Here is an 18,069-nt window from a genome sequence, read left to right as displayed (position 1 = left end):
TCAGACAGATACCGCCGGACAGCGTCCAGCTTGAACTGCTCGTCGTACTTTGCCATGCAAAAAACCCCCGAAGGTTGGATCAAAGTCCAACTTTCGGGGGTCAGTTCACATCGGCCGGGATTTCTCGGACTGCGTTACAGGCGGGATTACTTCAGGGCCTTGTAGCGCAGGCGCTTGGGCTTGGCGCCTTCTTCGCCCAGGCGGCGTTTCTTGTCGGCTTCGTACTCTTGGTAGTTGCCATCGAAGAACACCACTTGCGAGTCGCCTTCGAACGCCATGATGTGCGTGGCGATGCGGTCCAGGAACCAGCGATCGTGGCTGATCACCATGACGCTGCCGGGGAACTCGAGCAGCGCGTCTTCGAGGGCGCGCAGGGTTTCGACGTCGAGGTCGTTGGACGGTTCGTCCAGCAGCAGCACGTTGCCGCCGGCGATCAGCGTCTTGGCCATGTGCAGGCGGCCGCGTTCGCCGCCGGACAGCTGGCCGACCACCTTGTTCTGGTCGCCGCCCTTGAAGTTGAAGCGGCCCAGGTAGGCGCGCGACGACATTTCGAACTTGCCCACGGTGAGGATGTCGGCGCCGTCGGCCACCGCGTCGAACACGGTCTTCTTGTCTTCCAGCGCATCGCGCGACTGGTCGACGAAGGCCAGCTTGACGGTCTGGCCGACCTTCACTTCGCCCGAATCGGGCTGCTCGCGGCCGGCGATCATGCGGAACAGCGTCGACTTACCGGCGCCGTTGGCGCCGATGATGCCGACGATGGCGCCCGGCGGCACCTTGAAGCTGAGGTTGTCGATCAGCAGGCGATCGCCATAGGCCTTGCTGACGTTGTTGAATTCGATGACCTCGTTGCCCAGGCGCTCGCCCACGGGAATGAAGATTTCCTGGGTTTCGTTGCGCTTCTGGTATTCGTAGGACGACAGTTCCTCGAAGCGGGCCAGACGCGCCTTGGCCTTGGCCTGGCGGCCCTTGGGGTTCTGGCGCACCCATTCAAGTTCTTTCTTGATGGTCTTCTGGCGGGCCGATTCCGAGGACTCTTCCTGCTTGAGGCGGTCTTCTTTCTGTTCCAGCCACGAGCTGTAGTTGCCCTTCCAGGGGATGCCGTAGCCGCGGTCCAGTTCGAGGATCCATTCGGCCGCGTTGTCCAGGAAGTAGCGATCGTGGGTCACGCCCACGACGGTGCCCGGGAACTTGTGCAGGAACTGTTCCAGCCATTCGACGCTTTCGGCATCCAGGTGGTTGGTCGGTTCGTCGAGCAGCAGCATGTCGGGCTTGGACAGCAGCAGGCGGCACAGCGCCACGCGGCGCTTTTCACCGCCGGACAGGTTGCCGACGATGGCATCCCAGGGCGGCAGGCGCAGCGCGTCGGCGGCGATTTCCATCTGGTGCTCGATGTCGTCGGCGCCGCTGGAGGCAGCGGCCGCGATGATGGCTTCGAGTTCAGCCTGTTCGGCGGCCAGGGCGTCGAAATCGGCGTCCGGCTCGGCGTAGGCGGCGTAGACCTCGTCCAGGCGCTTCTTGGCGGTGACCACGGCGCCCAGGCCTTCTTCGACGGCCTGGCGGACCGTGTGCTCGGGGTTGAGCTGCGGTTCCTGCGGCAGGTAGCCGATGTTCAGGCCCGGCATGGGCGTGGCTTCGCCTTCGATCTCGCGGTCCACGCCTGCCATGATCTTCAGCAGCGTCGACTTGCCCGAGCCGTTCAGGCCCAGCACGCCGATCTTGGCGCCAGGAAAAAACGAAAGCGAGATGTCACGCAGGATCTGCCGCTTGGGCGGCACGATCTTGCCGACGCGGTTCATGGTGTAGACGTATTGGGCCATGGGCTCGTATAGGGTAAGAAAGCTGATGAACCGTTGATTGTAGGCCGGAACCCTGACAGGCGCGCGTCAGCCTTGCGCGGCGGGCTTGCCCCCGGCGAACGGCGCGCGCATCTGCGCCAGCATCACCCCCGCCAGCGCCATGGCGCCGCCCACGATATGGAACAGGTGCGGCTTCTCGTCCAGGAACAGCGCCGCGATCGCCACCGTGGCCACCGGCATCACGTTCAGGAACATGCTGGCGCGGTTCGGCCCCAGGTGCCGCACCCCCTGCATCCACAGGAACGGCGCGAACAGCGACGGAAATATCGCCGCATACAGCACCAGCGGCAGGTTCTCGCCATTGAGCGATGCGGCCGGCGCCACCAGGAAGGCTGGCAGCTGGAACAGCACGCCGAACGCCACCTGCACATACAGCGACTGCCACGGCCCCACCGGCAGGCCCCAGCGGCGCAACAGCACGCCGTACAGCGCATACGCCAGCGCCCCCAGGCCCATCAGCACGTCGCCGTGATTCGCGCCCACCGACAACAGCCGCGCCGGATCGCCCTCGCCGATCAACAGCGCCAGCCCCGCCAGCGACAACAGGCCGCCCAGCAGTGCCATCGCCGACGGCCGCTCGCGCAGCACCAGCGCCCCCACCGCGATCGTCATCAGCGGAATCATCGCCGTGATGATGCCCATATTGGTCGCCGTGGTGCTGCTCGCCGCCACATAGGCCAGCCCCTGGTACAGCGCCATGCCCAGCCCGCCCAGCACCGCGAACTTCGGCAGGTAGGGCAGCACCACGCGCCGGTTGCGCCACACCCCCGGCAGCGCGAACGGCGTCAGCACCACGCCCGCCAGCGCCCAGCGATAAAAGCCGATGACTGCCGGTGAAATCACGTCCGCCGCCATCTTGGTGACGATCATGTTGACCGACCAGATCAGCGCCGCCAGCAGCGGAAACAGGAAATAGCGGGCCGGAACAGGAGAAGAAGCCGGGGAAGAAGCCGAGGAAGAGGCCGGGGTCGTCCCCGGAGAAACTGCGCGCGTCATGGAAGCGGTACTGCCAAACAGGAATGGCTGGCCAGTGTAGGGCTATGTCCGACTCGATGTATATAATGAAAATCAGACAAACTCCTGTGAACTTCGGACATGGCTTCTACGCCCCCGGACCTCGGCCCTGGCCGCCCCTACCCCCTGGCCTGCCGCATCCTGCACTTCCTGCCGCATTCCCGCGTCAGGCGGCACACCTCGCCCTGGGGCGAACTGAACTTCGCCCTGTCCGGCATCATGGAAATCGGCATCGAAGGCGCCACCTACCTGTCCCCGCCCCAGTACGCCATCTGGATACCGCCCCAGATAGAGCACTGCTGCCAGAACCAGGACGACGTCCACTACGCCTGCATCGACATCCCTGCCGCCGCCTGCGCCGACCTGCCCGCCGCCCCCTGCACCCTCGAAATCAGCCCCGTCATGCGCGCTGTCCTGGCCGACTTCGAACGGCGCGGCATCACCTACCCCGACACCCCCGAAGATCGCCGCCTGGCCCAGGTCGTCATCGACCAGATCCGCGTCGCCCGCGCCTACGCCAGCTACCTGCCATCCGCCAGCGAACCCGTCCTGGCCCCCATCCTGGCCGCCTTGCAAAGCCAGCCCGGCGACAAGCGCAGCGCCGCCCACTGGGCCGCCACCGCCGGCATCACCGAACGCACCCTGCTGCGCCACTGCCAGCAGCACCTGGGCATGACCTTCAACGAATGGCGCCAGCGCCTGCGCGTCGTCAGCGCCCTCGGCATGCTCGAAGCCGGCCAGTCCGTCCAGGCCATCGCCCGCGACCTCGGCTACAGCACCCCGTCCGCCTTCATCGCCATGTTCCAGCGCCTGACCGGCCAATCCCCCGACAGCGCCCGCAAGCGCACCGAGCCGCCCCGCCCGTCGCACCATCCCGGTGCGCCCGCTCCGCTATAGCCGCACTCCCCCCGCGTAAATCGTCATCCACCCGTGCGATGCACGGCTTGCGCGATCGCGAGACAATAGCGATTGTTTTTTCGTAACGCCGTACCCGCGGCATCATCGCGCCCAGGAACCCTCATGTCCGCCTCTGCCACGCCCCCGCCTTCCCTGACCCACTTCAGCGCGACCGAACTCGACATGCTGGCCAAGACCGCCGACGCCCTCAGCGCCTACCTCGGCAAGCCCGTCCTGGCCGAAGTCGTCCTGGGCGACGAAGGCACCGAATGGGTCACCTACGGCGTGCCCATCGACGAAAACGCCAAGACCGACGAAGCCCAGACCCACGTCCAGCTGGGCGGCCCCGGCGCCCGCCTGCTCGGCAACCGCGGCGGCCTGCCCCAGACCGACGACGACACCTACGACTGCCTCTACCTGTGGGCCATCCAGATCTCGCTCAACGAAGGCGAACGCTTCATCAAACTCGACCACGACGGCGAAGAATCCGCCTGGTCCGACAACCTGGAAGACGTCCTGCCCTTCGCCCTGACCGAAGAACCCCTGCCCGACCCCGACGAAGAAGACGACGACGAAGAAGACGACCCCCTGGGCCACGACCACCCGCACGACCCCAACGACCCCGGCCACCGCCACTGAGCCACGCGGCGACGCAACAGTCGAACACTCAAAGCTGGAAAGGGACCGCCCAGAACGGGCCGGTCCAGCAAAGCGGCCAAGCCGCAACGACGCCCCACAAACCAAATGCGGCGACGGGCCGCCCGCGCGGCCTCGTTGCCGCGGCCCCGCAAGACCCTCCTCCCCCAAGAAACCCGAGGCAAGAACGCCAAGCAAACCACTCGCCCCAGCAACGACGGCGAGCCACGGACGCGAGTCAGGAGCGGCGGGGTGCGGGGGGCGCGGGGCGTGTAGATGCGCCCGAGGGAATCCGAAGGAACCGCCGAAGGCGGTGACGAGGATGACGAAGGGGCAGTCCGGAGCGAAGGCTCCGGACCGCAATCGTAGCCCCACGCCCCCCGCACCCCGCCGCTCCTGACGCCTAAAGAACGCCCGCCCACCAACAGCAAAAAACCCTAGATCCTCCCCTCCTGCACCGCATGACAAGCAACAACCGACACCCCCGCCAACCCAGCAACAGGCGCCTCGGCCTTGCACCGCTCATCCGCATGTGGACAGCGGGGATGAAACGTACACCCTGAAGGCGGATTCAGCGGATTGGGCACTTCCCCCGCCACCGCCGTGCGCGGCTTGCCCGCCCCATTGATATCCGGAATCGCCTCCAGCAGCATCCGCGTATACGGATGCCGCGGCCGGGCAAACAGCTCGTCCCGGGGCGCCACTTCCACCATCCGCCCCAGATACATCACCCCCACCCGATCCGCCACATGGTGCACCACCGCCAGATTGTGCGAGATGAACAGATACGTCAGCCCCAGCTCCCGCTGCAGGTCCTTCATCAGATTCAGCACCTGCGCCTGCACCGACACATCCAGCGCCGAAGTCGGTTCATCGCACACCAGGAATTCCGGATTCACCGCCAGCGCCCGCGCAATCGAAATGCGCTGGCGCTGCCCGCCTGAAAACTGGTGCGGATAGCGGCCCTGGTCCGCCGGGTCCAGCCCCACCTGCTTGAGCAGATCCCCCACCCGCGCCGTCCGCTCCGCCGGCGTCATCGTCGTGTGCGTCAGCATCGGCTCCGCGATGATCCGCCCCACCCGCCAACGCGGATTCAGGCTCGCATACGGGTCCTGGAAAATCATCTGCAGCCGCTTGCGCAGCGCCCGGCCGCCCGGCTCCGACATCTTCGACAGCGGCTGGCCGTCGAAGCGGATATCGCCGCGCGTCAGGCCATACAGCCCCACCAGCATCCGCGCCACCGTCGACTTGCCGCAGCCCGACTCGCCCACCAGCGCCAGCGTCTCGCCGCGCGCAATCTCGAACGACACGCCGTCCACCGCCCGCAGCATCACCCGCGGCTTGCCCGCCAGCTTGCGTTCCAGCCAGGGCGGCGACACATCGAACCAGCGCGCCGCGTCCTTCACTTCCACCAACGGCGCGCTCATGCTGCCACCTCCGATTGCTTGCCACTCGGGGCCGCGGCCCCCTCATGCAGCCAACAGGCCGCGCGCGACGTGCCGGCCGGCATCAGCTCGGGCCGGTCCTGGGCGCAACGCGGCAGCCGCCGCCCGCAGCGCGGGTTGAACGCACAGCCCGGTGGAATCGCATTCAGCCGCGGCATGCTGCCGTCGATCTGCACCAGCCTTTCGGCATGCCCTTCCAGCGACGGGATCGACCCCATCAGCCCCGCCGTATACGGGTGGCGCGGCTGGTGGATCACATCGGCCACCGGACCGATCTCGGCTACCCGGCCCGCGTACATCACTGCCACCCGGTCCGCCGTTTCCGCAATCACGCCCATGTCGTGCGTGATCAGCATCACCGCCGTGCCGTGCTCGCGGCACAGCCGCTTGAGCAGCTCGATGATCTGCGCCTGGATCGACACGTCCAGCGCCGTCGTCGGCTCGTCCGCCACCACCAGCTTCGGTTCGGCCGCCAGGGCCAGCGCGATCACCACGCGCTGGCGCATGCCGCCCGAGAACTGGTGCGGGTAATGGTCGATGCGCTCGCGCGCGGCGGGGATGCCCGTCGACGCCAGCAGTTCCACCGCCCGGTTGCGCGCCTGCGACCAGCTCAGGTCCAGGTGCGTCACGATGGTCTCGGCCAATTGCCGGCCCACCGTGTACAGCGGATTGAGCGAGGTCAGCGGGTCCTGGAACACCGCCCCGATCTCGCGGCCGCGTACGCGGCGCATCTGCTCGTCCGGCAGATTGTCGATGCGGCGGCCGGCCAGCAATATCTCGCCGCCCGCGATGCGGCCCGGCGGTTCCAGCAGGCCGATGATGGACGCGCCCGTCAGGGACTTGCCCGCGCCCGATTCCCCCACCACGCCCAGGACTTCGCCCGCCTGGATCGAAAAGGACACGTCGTCCAGGGCGCGCAGGGTGCCGCGGCGCGTCGGAAACTCGACGCGCAGATTGCGGACTTCAAGAAGTGCGCTCATGTAAGACCTCAATTCAGACGCGGGTTGAGCGCGTCGCGCAGCCAGTCACCCAGCAGATTGACCGACAGCACCAGCAACACCAACGCGGCGCCTGGGAAGATGGTGATCCACCACTCTCCGGAAAACAGGAAATCGTTGCCGATGCGGATCAGCGTGCCCAGCGACGGCGCCGTCGGCGGCACCCCCACCCCCAGGAACGACAGCGTCGCCTCGGTGATGATCGCGGTGGCCAGGTGCACGGTCGCCAGTACCAGCACCGGCCCCAGCACATTGGGCAGCACATGGCGGAACATGATGACCGGCGAAGCCACCCCGATCACCCGCGCGGCCTGCACGTATTCGCGGTTCTTCTCCACCAGCGTCGACCCCCGCACCGTGCGGGCGTACTGCGGCCAGCCGGCAAGCGCGATGGCGCCGATCAGCACCGGGAACGCGATGATCTCGTGCAGCTCGCGCGGCACTGCCGCACGCGCCACGCCGTCGATCAGCAGCGCGATCAGGATCGCCGGGAACGACAGCTGCACGTCCGCGATCCGCATGATGAACGCATCGATGCGTCCGCCCGCGTAGCCCGAGATCAGCCCCAGCACGATGCCGATCAGCATCGACAGCAGCACCGACGCCAGGCCGATCAGCAGCGACACGCGAGTGCCGTACAGGATCGCCGAATACAGGTCGCGGCCCTGGCTGTCGGTGCCCAGCAGATAGGTCTGCTGGCCGTTGGCCTCCCAGGCCGGCGGCAACAGCGCATCCAGCAGTTCCACCTTGGTCAGGTCGAACGGATTGTGCGGCGCGACCCAGCCGGCGCCGAACGAGCCGATCAGCAGCAAGGCCAGCAAGACGGTGGCCACGATGGCCACGGGCGCCCGGCGCCAGGCCCAGGCAATGTCGCTGTCCCACCAGCGTTTCATGACGGCGCGCATCAGTGGCCACCTCCGCCGCGGGTCAATCCCGAGCGCAAGCGCGGGTCCACGACAAAATACAGAAGATCGACGATCAGGTTGATCACCACGAATACCAGCGCGATCAGGCACAGGTACGCGGCCATCACCGGCACGTCGGCGAATTGCACCGCCTGGATGAACAACAGACCCATGCCCGGCCACTGGAACACCGTCTCGGTCACGATGGCAAAGGCGATGATGCCGCCCAGCTGCAGACCGGTGATGGTGATGACCGGCACCATGGTGTTCTTCAGCGCATGGCCGAAGTGGATGGCGCGGCGCTTCAGGCCGCGGGCGCGTGCGAACTTGATGTAGTCCGACCGCAGCACCTCGAGCATTTCCGACCGCACCAGCCGCAGCACCAGGGTCATCTGGAACAGCGACAGCGTGATGGACGGCAGGATCAGGTGCTTCCAGCCCGTGGCGGTGAACAGGCCCGACGTCCACCAGCCCACGCTGACGGTATCGCCGCGGCCATAGCTGGGCAGCCAGCCCAGCTGCACCGAGAACACCAGGATCAGCAGGATGCCGATCAGGAAGGTCGGCAGCGACACCCCCAGCAGCGAGCCGGCCAGCAGCAGCTGCGACAGCAGGCTGTTGCGCTTGAGCGCGGTATACACGCCCAGCGGCACGCCCACCACCAGCGCCAGCAACGCCGCCACCATGGACAGTTCCAGCGTGGCGGGCAGGCGCGATTTGAGCAGGGTGGAAACCGGTTCGCTCTGGCGCAGGGAGATGCCGAAGTTACCCTGGGCGGCGTTGGCCACGAAGTGGCCGAATTGAACGATGGCGGGCTCGTTCAGGCCCAGGCGTTCACGCAGTTCGATGCGCTCGGCATCGGTGGCGTCCTGCCCCAGCATGATGGTGACAGGGTCGCCGACGTATTGAAAAAGCACAAAGGCCAGTAGCGCGACGGTGAGCATCACCGCTACGGCCTGCAACAGGCGACGCAGTATGAAAGCAAACATAGGCGGGAAAAACAAAGACGGCGAAGCCCCTGAGCAGGGGCTTCGCTATCTGGTTAGCCGGGATCAGTCGACCTTGACCCAATCGGCAACGAGGCGATTGTCGGCGCGGTGGATGACCGTGACGTTCTTGCGCATGGCCCAGGGAATGACCTGGTCGTGCAGCGCGATGTGGCCGAATTCCTTGGCGTGGACTTCCAGCACCTTCTGGATGTCGGCATCGCGCTTGGCCGCGTCGGTTTCGGTCTTGATGCGATCGATGATCGCGTCCAGTTCCTTGTTGCTGTAGTTGCCCAGGTTGTACATGCCGTCCGCGCCTTCGCCCTTGGTGCGGATCAGGTTCTGCAGCGTGTACATGGCGTCGAACGTCGGCACGCCCCAGCCGAACAGGTAGGCGCTGGTGTCGGAGTTCTGCACCTTGGGGAAGTAGGTCGAACGCGGCATGGCGTTCATCGTGGCCTTCACACCCACCTTGGCCCACATGCCCACCACGGCCTGGCAGATCGCCTCGTCGTTGATGTAGCGGTTGTTGGGGCAGTCCAGCGTGAAGTTCAGGGTGCCGTCGTAGCCGGCGTCCTTGAGCAGCGCGCGGGCCTTTTCAGGATCGTAGGGCACGCGCTTGTGCAACGATTCGGTCCAGCCATGCACCTGCGGCGCGATCATGGTGCCGGTGGGCGCCGACAGGCCGCGCATCACGGCGCGCTTGATGGCGTCCACGTCGATGGCGCGGTACAGCGCCTCGCGCACGCGGATGTCCTGGAACGGGTTCTTGCCCTTGATGTTCGAGTACTGCAGCTCAGGGCGCTTCTGGTCCAGGCCCAGGTAGATGGTGCGGTATTCGTTGCCTTCGACCACCTTGGCCGACTGGCGCAGGCGGTCCAGATCCTGCGCGGCCGGGTCCAGCACGAAGTCGATTTCGCCCGACAGCAGCGCGGCGGTGCGGGTAGCGTTCTGCTTGATGGGCGTGAACACCACTTCGGTGACGTTGCCGACCTTGCCGGCCTTGTTCCACCAGTCCTTGTTTTCTTCGAACACCGTGCGCACGTCCACTTCGCGCGACTTCAGCTTGTAGGGGCCGGTGCCGTTGGTGTTGCGCGCGCCGAAGGTCTCTTCCTTGTTGACGAAGTCCTGCGGCTTGGCGATGTTGTTCTTTTCCGACCAGGCCTTGTTCATGATGAACACGTTGGGCAGCTGGCGCAGCAGCACGGGGTTGGGCGCCGAGGTCTCGATCTCGACCGTCAGGTCGTCGATCTTGCGCGCTTCCTTGATGCCGGTGGTGTAGGCCTTGTAGTTCGACGTGGGCGCCATGGCGCGATGCACCGAGAACACCACGTCGTCGGCGGTGAAGGCGGCGCCGTCATGGAACTTCACGCCGGGGCGCAGCTTGAAGCGGTACAGCGTGGGCGAGACCTGCTCCCACTCGGTCGCCAGGCGCGGCACCACCTTGAAGTCCTTGTCGTAGTCCACCAGCGGTTCGTAGATGTAGCTGTTGGCGGCGATCGTCATGCCTTCGTTCTGCGAATGCGGATCAAAGGTGAGGATGTCGCCCTGGGCGGCCCAACGGAAGGATTTGGCCTGCCCGATCGAGGGCACGGCCACGGCGGCGGCGATCGCGATGGCAATCAAAGTGCGGCGCATAGGTGTCAACTCCTGACTGTAGTCTGAATACCGGCGCGATATTGCCTAGCCGCAAGACCCTCGTCAATTAAGGGTTTATGCGTACCGGAGCCGGTTTTCACAGGAGAAACACAATTAGGGACATATAAGGACATGACGAAAAAATCGCATATCCGCCCAAGTAAACAGTGTTCACCTGCCGGACAAGCCCTATTCGTCCGTGTCCAGCGGCAGGTCCAGCGGCACGTGTTCCGTCATCAGCACGCGCAGCATGTCGATCAGCAGCGCCGCCTTTTCTTCGCCGAAAGGCGCCAGCACCGCCTTCTGGTGCTGGGTGGCCTGCTCGCATAGCGCCGCGATCAGGTTGCGGCCCTTGGTGGTGATGCCGACCCGCGTCTGGCGGCGGTCGGCGCGCACGCCGGTGCGCGCCACCAGCCCCTCGGCTTCCATGCGCTGCACCACCTTGCTCAGGGTCGGCTGCTTGGTGATGGCCAGCACCGCCAGGTCGCCGATGGTTTCGCCCGCGCTGCCTTCCAGGCTGGCCAGCACCCGCCATTCGGTGACCGACAGGCCGGCCGACTTCACCTGCTGATGGAATTCGGCCGAGATGCGCTGGCTGGCCTGCGCCAGCAGATAGGCCAGGTAATCGTCGACGAACCGCGTGCCGGTGGCCAGGGTCCCGCTCTGCTTGTCCGACCGCATGTTGCTTTGCTCCCACGCACCAATATGGATAGGCGGCGTCATGCCGCAGGGCGCATTGCACCACGGCGGCGCGAAGGCGCGCCATGACGCGACGCAATGCTGTTGCGCAGCACAGGGTATACCCCGAATCGCAACCCGTTTTTGCACCATCACAGCGCCTTTTTTAAGCCGCGGCGATAGAGAACAACCAGTATATACACCCTTGTTTTAGCGTGATATTTTTTTGATTCCATGAAATTTCATCTTTTTTGTTGACAGCTAAAACGTTGACTCCTAAAGTATTTTTCAGAGTGAAATTTCGTGACGTGGCCTTGCTGCGCAGCAGCAACGCTTGAGGACCCGCAAGCCGGTCCGCGTGGAGGAGTTCGAGATGGCTGAAAGGTCTTTCAAGAAAGAAGTCCAGCAGTTGCGTATCGGGGCCGGCGAAGAGTTTCGCGGCGAAGGCATCCTGGCCGTCACCAAGGCCTTGCTGCAGTCCGGCGTGGGCTACGTGGCCGGTTATCAAGGCTCGCCCATCTCGCACTTGATGGACGTGCTGGCCGACGCCAACGACATCCTGCAGGAACTGGGCGTGCACTTCGAGGCCAGCGCATCCGAAGCCACCGCCGCCGCCACGCTGGCCGCGTCCGTCATGTACCCCATCCGCGGCGCCGTCACCTGGAAGTCCACCGTGGGCACCAACGTCGCGTCCGACGCGCTGGCCAACCTGGCCTCGGGCGGCGTCACCGGCGGCGCGCTGGTGATCGTAGGCGAAGACTACGGCGAAGGGTCGTCCATCATGCAGGAACGCTCGCACGCGTTCGCCATGAAATCGCAGATCTGGCTGCTGGACCCCCGCCCCAACCTGGAAAGCATGGTCAAGGCGGTGGAAGACGGCTTCGCGCTGTCGGAAGCCAGCAAGACGCCGGTGATGCTGCAACTGCGCATCCGCGGCTGCCATGTGCACGGCCGCTTCATCGCCAAGGAAAACAAGCGGCCGGCATTCTCGCTGGCCCAGGCGCTGGAAAGCCCGGCGCGCGACACCAGCCGCATCGTGCTGCCGCCCGCCTCGTTCCTGCACGAACAGGAAAAGATCAAGGAACGCTGGCCCGCCGCCATCCGCTATATCAAAGAGCACAAGCTCAACGAGCACTTCGATGGCGACCAGGACGACATCGGCCTGATCCTGCAGGGCGGGCTGTACAACGGCGTGATCCGCGCCTTGCAGTTGCTGGGCCTGGCCGACAACTTCGGCAACAGCCGCATTCCGCTGTACGTCATGAACGTGGCCTACCCCGTCATCGAAGACGAGGTCATCGACTTCTGCCGCGGCAAGCGCTCGGTGCTGCTGCTGGAAGAAGGCCAGCCCGACTACCTGGAACAGAACCTGCACGCCGTGCTGCGCAAGGCGGGCATCGACACCCGCCTGTCCGGCAAGGACGTGCTGCCGATGGCGGGCGAATACACCACCCAGGTCATGCGCGACGGCCTGCGCGAATTCCTCAAGCGCGAACGGCCGCACTCGTTGCAGACGCATGCGGCGGTGGCCGTGGACCGCGAAGCCAGCGCCGCGCCGCAGCTCGAGATCACCGAGATCGCCCGGCCCAAGCCGGCGCCGCGTCCGGCCGAGCAACCCATCACCTTCCACAAGCAGGTGGCCGACCTGGCCGCCGTGGTGCCGCCCCGCCCCGCCGGCTTCTGTACCGGCTGTCCGGAACGGCCGATCTTCTCGGCCCTGACCCTGGCGCAGGAAACGCTGGGCCAGCACCATATCTCGTGCGATATCGGCTGCCACCTGTTTTCGATCCTGCCGCCCTTCAACCTGGGCGCCACCACCATGGGCTACGGCCTGGGCGCGTCCAGCGCGGCGGCGTTCAACGTGCCCGCGGCCAAGCGGCCGATCTCGATCATGGGCGACGGCGGGTTCTGGCACAACGGCCTGGCGTCGGGCATCGGCAACGCGGTCTTCAACAAGTACGACGGCGTCATCGTCATCGTCGACAACTTCTACGCGTCGGCCACCGGCGGGCAGGACATCCTGTCGTCCCGCGCCGAGAACCCCGACCGGTCCACCAACAACCCCATCGACCAGGCCGTGCGCGGCGTGGGCGTGAAGTGGGTGCGCACGCTGGACCGCACCTATGACGTGGCCAAGGTCCGCGCCACGATCGAAGAAGCGCTGACCACCGACATCAAGGGCCCCAAGGTCATCATCGCCCAGTCGGAATGCATGCTGAACAAGCAGCGCCGCATCAAGCCGCTGTTCAACAAGGCGGTCAAGGAAGGAAAGCGGGTGGTCAAGGAACGCTTTGGCGTCGACCCCGACGTATGCACCGGCGACCACGCCTGTATCCGGCTGTCGGGCTGCCCGTCGCTGACGGTGAAGGACAGCGGCGACCCCTTGAAGGAAGACCCGGTGGCGCACGTGGAAAGCAGCTGCGTGGGCTGCGGCAACTGCGGCGAAGTCGCGCATGCCGCGGTGCTGTGCCCGTCTTTCTACCGTGCCGACATCGTGCACAACCCCAGCGGCCGCGACCGTTTCCTGGCGCGCGTGCGCCAGGGCGTGATCGGCTACCTGCAGCGCCGCCGTGCCGCGCGCCTGGCCAAATTCGCCCTGTGAGGACCCGCCCCATGAACCCGGTGGCATTGCAGCAAGGCACCCCCATCAAGATCGCTATCCTGGCCATGGGCGGCCAAGGCGGCGGCGTGCTGGCCGACTGGATCGTCGACATGGCCGAACACGCCGGCTGGTGGGCCCAGACCACCTCGGTGCCCGGCGTGGCCCAGCGCACCGGCGCCACCATCTATTACCTGGAACTGCTGCCCGAAGCCGATGTGGCGCGCGCCGGCCGTCCGCCCGCGCTGGCGCTGATGCCCACGCCCGGCGACGTAGACCTGGTGGTGGCCGCCGAACTCATGGAAGGCGGCCGCGCGATCCAGCGCGGCCTGGTCACGCCCGACCGCAGCGTGCTGATCGCCTCGTCGCACCGCAGCTACGCGGTCAGCGAGAAGTCGGCGCCCGGCAACGGCATTGCCGACCCCAACAAGGTGCTGGAAGCCGGCCGCGCCGCCGCCCGCCGTTTCCTGTGCTTTGACCTGCAGGACCTGGCCGACCGGGCCGGCAGTGTCATCAGCGCCAGCCTGTTCGGCGCGGTGGCCGGCAGCGGCGCCCTGCCGTTCTCGCGCGAAGACTATGAAGCCACCGTGCGCCGTGCCGGCGTCGGCGTGGACGCCAGCCTGCGCGCCTTCGCGCTGGGCTTTACGGCTGCCGACCAGGCGCCCGCGCAGCCAGCCGCGATCGACCTGACCCGCCCCGTGCCGGTACTGCCCGAACGCGCCGCCAGCCCGCGCACGCAGGCGCTGCTGGACACCATTGCCCGCGATTTCCCGCCCTGTGCCCAGCCCATGCTGGTGGCCGGCGTGCGCCGCCAGATCGAGTTCCAGGACCTGGCCTACGCCCAGGATTACCTGGCGCGCATGCAAGCCATCCGTGAACTGGACGCGCGCCACGGCGGTGAAGCCAGGCAATGGGCGCTGACCAGCGCCGCCGCGCGCTACCTGGCCACCGCCATGGCCTACGACGATGTGATCCGCGTGGCCGACCTGAAGACCCGCGGCTCGCGCTTCGAGCGCGTACGCAGCGAAGTGGGCGCCAAGCCGGACCAGCTGGTCTACACCACCGAATTCATGCATCCGCGGCTGGAAGAGATCTGCGGCACGCTGCCCGCGGGCCTGGGCCGCTGGCTGGAGCAATCCAAGGGCTTTGGCGGCTTTGTCGAGCGGCGCCTGGGCAAGGGCCGCCGCATGCAGAGCGGCACGCTGGGCGGTTTCATGATGCTGTACCTGCTGGCCGGCATGCGGCGCTTTCGCCGCCGCACGCTGCGCCACCAGATCGAATCGGCCGCGCTGACGCAGTGGCTGGACCTGATAGCCAGCCTGGCGCCGCGCGACTACGACCTGGCCGTGGAAACGGTCAATTGCCGCCGCCTGGTCAAGGGCTACAGCGACACCCACGTGCGCGGCGGCGGCAAGTACCGCCAGCTGATCGCGGCCGCGGCCCAACTGGCGGGCCGGCCCGATGCCGCAGCGTCGCTGCGGTCGCTGCGCGAAGCCGCGCTGGCCGACGAGAAATGCGGCCCCATGGAACGCCAGCTGGCCGACGTACTGGCCCAGAAAATGGCCGCCTGATCCCAGAACCTAGAGACGAACGCCGTGCAAACCCTGAAACTCATCGTCCGCGAGATCCGCCAGGAATCGCCCCTGATCCGTTCGCTGCGCCTGGCGCGCGAAGATGGCGGCGCCCTGCCGGCCTTTGGCCCCGGCGCCCACCTGAAAGTGTCGGTGCCCGGCCTGCGCGAGGCGCGCTGCTATTCGCTGGTGCAGCTGGCGCCCGAGGCTGGCCGCTTTGCCGAGCCCGCCGAATACCGCCTGGGCGTGCGGCTGGAAGAAGCCAGCCAGGGCGGTTCGCGCCACATGCACGGCCTGGCGGTGGGCGACACGCTGACCGTCGAAGGCCCTAAGAACGACTTTCCGCTGCACGAATCGCCCGCGGGCGACGAACCGGTCGTGCTGATCGCAGGCGGCATCGGCATCACGCCGGTGGCCTCGATGGCGGCTGCGCTCAAGTCTGCCGGCCGCGCCTTCCGCCTGCACTACAGCGGCCGCAGCCGCGACCAGCTGGCGTTCCTGCCGGAACTGCAGGCCCTGGCCGGCGACGCGCTGGCCCTGCACGCCGACGATGAGCCGTCGTGCCGCTTCGATCTGCAAGCCCTGCTTGACGCTGCCAACCCGCGCCAGCACCTGTACGTGTGCGGCCCCAAGGGGCTGATCGACGCCGTCATCCAGGGCGCCCGCGCGCGCCACTGGCCCGACGCCCACATCCATTTCGAACTGTTCGCCAGCGCCGCGCCGCAGGCCGGCGACCAGCCGTTCGAGGTGGAACTGCGCCAGTCCGGCCGCGTGCTGACGATTCCCGCCGACAAGACCATCGTCGACGTCATGGAAGAAGAAGGCTGCGATCCCATGTTTGACTGCAAGCGCGGCGAATGCGGCGTGTGCCAGGCCACCGTGCTGGAAGGCGAGCCCGACCACCGCGACTACTACCTGTCGGACACCGAGAAAGCCAGCGGCAAGATCATCCAGATCTGCATCTCGCGCGCCAAGTCGGCGCGCCTGGTGCTGGACCTGTAGAGCCGGTCCGCAGAAAGGAGACGAGCATGGCCAAATACCGCGACAATCCCGACGCCATCCGCGCCCTGCTGCGCGAGACCGAGGTGCACAAGGACCTGTTCATCGACCAGGAACTGTTCGACCTGGAAATGGAACGCCTGTACGCGAACACCTGGGTCTACGTCGGCCACGACAGCCAGGTGCCCAACCCGGGCGACTACATCACCACCACCGTCGGCAACCAGCCGGTGGTGATGGTGCGCCACAGCGACCGCACGGTGCGCGTGCTGCACAACCGCTGCCCGCACAAGGGCACCATGGTGGCGGGCGACGCCTGCGGCAACACCGGCAAGTTCTTCCGCTGCCCCTATCACGCCTGGACCTTCAAGACCGATGGCAGCCTGCTGTCGATCCCCTTGAAAAAAGGCTACGAGAACACCGGCCTGGAACAGTGCGAAGCCAGTCAGGGCATGGCGGCCGTGAAAGACGTGCGCAACCACCGCGGCTTCGTCTTCTGCCGCCTGAACCCTGAGGGCCAGTCGTTCGAGGACTTCTTCGGCGACGCGCTGTCGACCCTGGACAACATGGTCGACCGCTCGCCCGAAGGCCGCCTGGAAGTGGCTGGCGGCGTGCTGCGCTACATGCACCGCTGCAACTGGAAGATGCTGGTCGACAACCAGACGGACACCTGCCACCCCATGGTGGCGCACGAGTCGTCGGCGGGCACGGCCGTCAAGGTCTGGGAACAGGCCCCGGCCGGCACGCCCAAGCCCATGGCGGTGGAATTGTTCGCGCCGTTCATCTCGCCCTATGAGTTCTTTGAAAACATGGGCATCCGCGTCTGGGAAAACGGCCACGGCCACACGGGCGTGTCGGATTCGATCCACGCGGCGTATTCCGGCATTCCGGGCTACTGGGAATCCATGGTGGCCGCGTACGGCGAAGAACGCGCGCACCAGATCCTGGGCGACGTGCGCCACAACACGGTGTATTTCCCCAACATCATGGTCAAGGGCCCGATCCAGACGCTGCGCGTGTTCAAGCCGATTGCCGCCGACCGCACGCTGGTGGAGTCCTGGACCTTCCGCCTGGTCGGCGCGCCCGACCTGCTGCTGGAACGTACCCTCATGTACAACCGGCTGATCAATGCGCCCACGTCGGTGGTCGGCCACGACGACCTGGAAATGTACGAACGCGCGCAGGACGGCCTGCAATCGCGGGCCCGCGACTGGGTCAACGTCGGCCGCCTGTACACCCCCGACGAAGCCGGGCGCAAGAACGTCACCACCAACGGCACCAACGAATGGCAGATGCGCAACCAGTACCGCGCCTGGGGCCGCTACATGACGCAGACGGAGGCAGCATGAGTTTTTCCGAACGCGACCTGATCGATTTCGTCTACGCCGAAGCGCGCCTGCTCGATGACCTGCGCTTCGAGGACTGGCTGGACCTGTATGCCGAAGACGGCTACTACTGGATGCCGCTGGCCCACGGCCAGACCGACGCCAGGCTGCACGCCTCGCTGATGTACGAAGACAAGCTGCTGCTGCGCGTGCGGGTCGAGCGCCTGGCCGGCCAACGCACCTTTTCGCAGCAGCCCAAGAGCCGCTGCCATCACTTGCTGCAGGCGCCCACGATCGAACGCGACCATCCGGAATCCGCCCCCGACGAAGGCCGCCACGTGCTGCGCACCGCGTTCCACTATGTCGAGACGCGCCAGGACGCGCAGACGCTGTACGCCGGCTGGGCCACCCACCACCTGGTGGAACAGGACGGCGCGCTGCGCATCCGGTTAAAGCGCGTTGACCTGGTCAATTGCGATGCCGCCTTCGGCAACATCCAACTGTTCATGTAGGAGCGGC

Annotated in this window: 15 protein-coding genes; 7 read left to right on the top strand and 8 right to left on the bottom strand. The window is 66.4% G+C overall.

Going from position 1 to position 18,069, the window contains the following annotated elements; translation table 11 throughout:
* Window positions 1–146: 146 nt before the first annotated feature.
* Window positions 147–1,820, bottom strand: a complete 1,674-nt coding sequence (ettA, locus tag HV798_RS24945) for an energy-dependent translational throttle protein EttA (RefSeq protein ID WP_025136800.1) — start codon at window positions 1,818–1,820, stop codon at window positions 147–149.
* Between the two features lie 66 nt (window positions 1,821–1,886).
* The gene (locus HV798_RS24940) at window positions 1,887–2,855 is read right to left on the bottom strand and encodes a DMT family transporter (protein WP_281360919.1); all 969 of its coding nucleotides are present in this window, start codon (window positions 2,853–2,855) and stop codon (window positions 1,887–1,889) included.
* 99 nt (window positions 2,856–2,954) lie between these two features.
* Between HV798_RS24940 and HV798_RS24935 the strand changes: the two genes are divergently transcribed.
* Together HV798_RS24935 and HV798_RS24930 are read left to right on the top strand one after the other, a co-directional pair.
* Window positions 2,955–3,770, top strand: coding sequence for an AraC family transcriptional regulator (locus tag HV798_RS24935; protein WP_175190804.1), 816 nt, complete (start codon window positions 2,955–2,957; stop codon window positions 3,768–3,770).
* A 123-nt stretch (window positions 3,771–3,893) separates the two neighbouring features.
* The gene (locus HV798_RS24930; RefSeq protein WP_175190803.1) at window positions 3,894–4,409 is read left to right on the top strand and encodes a hypothetical protein; all 516 of its coding nucleotides are present in this window, start codon (window positions 3,894–3,896) and stop codon (window positions 4,407–4,409) included.
* Window positions 4,410–4,843: 434 nt separating this feature from the next.
* Here HV798_RS24930 and HV798_RS24925 read toward each other — a convergent pair whose 3' ends face one another.
* From HV798_RS24925 to HV798_RS24900, 6 genes are all read right to left on the bottom strand, one after another.
* A complete protein-coding gene (locus tag HV798_RS24925; RefSeq protein ID WP_175190802.1) occupies window positions 4,844–5,833 on the bottom strand; it encodes an ABC transporter ATP-binding protein in 990 nt (329 codons plus the stop codon).
* Window positions 5,830–6,831: an ABC transporter ATP-binding protein gene (locus HV798_RS24920; RefSeq protein WP_175190801.1), complete on the bottom strand. Its 1,002-nt coding sequence runs from the start codon at window positions 6,829–6,831 to the stop codon at window positions 5,830–5,832. The genes HV798_RS24925 and HV798_RS24920 overlap by 4 nt, the downstream gene beginning before the upstream one ends.
* A gap of 8 nt (window positions 6,832–6,839) precedes the next feature.
* Window positions 6,840–7,754, bottom strand: a complete 915-nt coding sequence (locus tag HV798_RS24915) for an ABC transporter permease (RefSeq protein ID WP_025136794.1) — start codon at window positions 7,752–7,754, stop codon at window positions 6,840–6,842.
* Window positions 7,754–8,743, bottom strand: coding sequence for an ABC transporter permease (locus tag HV798_RS24910; RefSeq protein WP_025136793.1), 990 nt, complete (start codon window positions 8,741–8,743; stop codon window positions 7,754–7,756). Before HV798_RS24910 ends, HV798_RS24915 begins: the two co-directional genes overlap by 1 nt.
* A gap of 63 nt (window positions 8,744–8,806) precedes the next feature.
* Window positions 8,807–10,378 carry an ABC transporter substrate-binding protein gene (locus HV798_RS24905; protein WP_175190800.1) on the bottom strand — a complete coding sequence of 524 codons (1,572 nt, stop codon included), beginning with the start codon at window positions 10,376–10,378 and terminating at the stop codon, window positions 8,807–8,809.
* A gap of 189 nt (window positions 10,379–10,567) precedes the next feature.
* Complete coding sequence (locus HV798_RS24900) at window positions 10,568–11,059, bottom strand: MarR family winged helix-turn-helix transcriptional regulator (protein WP_175190799.1); 492 nt, start codon at window positions 11,057–11,059, stop codon at window positions 10,568–10,570.
* A gap of 370 nt (window positions 11,060–11,429) precedes the next feature.
* Between HV798_RS24900 and HV798_RS24895 the strand changes: the two genes are divergently transcribed.
* The 5 genes from HV798_RS24895 to HV798_RS24875 are packed head-to-tail and all read left to right on the top strand — an operon-like array spanning window position 11,430 to window position 18,062.
* On the top strand, window positions 11,430–13,658 hold the full coding sequence (locus tag HV798_RS24895) for a ferredoxin family protein (protein ID WP_175190798.1): 2,229 nt from the start codon (window positions 11,430–11,432) through the stop codon (window positions 13,656–13,658).
* An 11-nt stretch (window positions 13,659–13,669) separates the two neighbouring features.
* Window positions 13,670–15,226, top strand: coding sequence for an indolepyruvate oxidoreductase subunit beta family protein (locus tag HV798_RS24890; protein ID WP_175190797.1), 1,557 nt, complete (start codon window positions 13,670–13,672; stop codon window positions 15,224–15,226).
* Between the two features lie 24 nt (window positions 15,227–15,250).
* On the top strand, window positions 15,251–16,228 hold the full coding sequence (locus tag HV798_RS24885) for a PDR/VanB family oxidoreductase (RefSeq protein ID WP_025136788.1): 978 nt from the start codon (window positions 15,251–15,253) through the stop codon (window positions 16,226–16,228).
* Window positions 16,229–16,254: 26 nt separating this feature from the next.
* Entirely contained in the window at window positions 16,255–17,574 is a 1,320-nt protein-coding gene (locus HV798_RS24880) for an aromatic ring-hydroxylating dioxygenase subunit alpha (protein WP_175190796.1), read from the top strand.
* Complete coding sequence (locus HV798_RS24875; RefSeq protein ID WP_175190795.1) at window positions 17,571–18,062, top strand: aromatic-ring-hydroxylating dioxygenase subunit beta; 492 nt, start codon at window positions 17,571–17,573, stop codon at window positions 18,060–18,062. Before HV798_RS24880 ends, HV798_RS24875 begins: the two co-directional genes overlap by 4 nt.
* Window positions 18,063–18,069 lie beyond the last annotated feature (7 nt).

It is taken from the genome of Achromobacter deleyi (genome assembly GCF_902859705.1).
In the GTDB taxonomy this organism is placed as follows: Bacteria; Pseudomonadota; Gammaproteobacteria; order Burkholderiales; family Burkholderiaceae_B; genus Achromobacter; species Achromobacter deleyi.
Note: the sequence above shows the minus strand (reverse complement) of the source record. Positions and strands in the feature narration are given on the sequence as shown.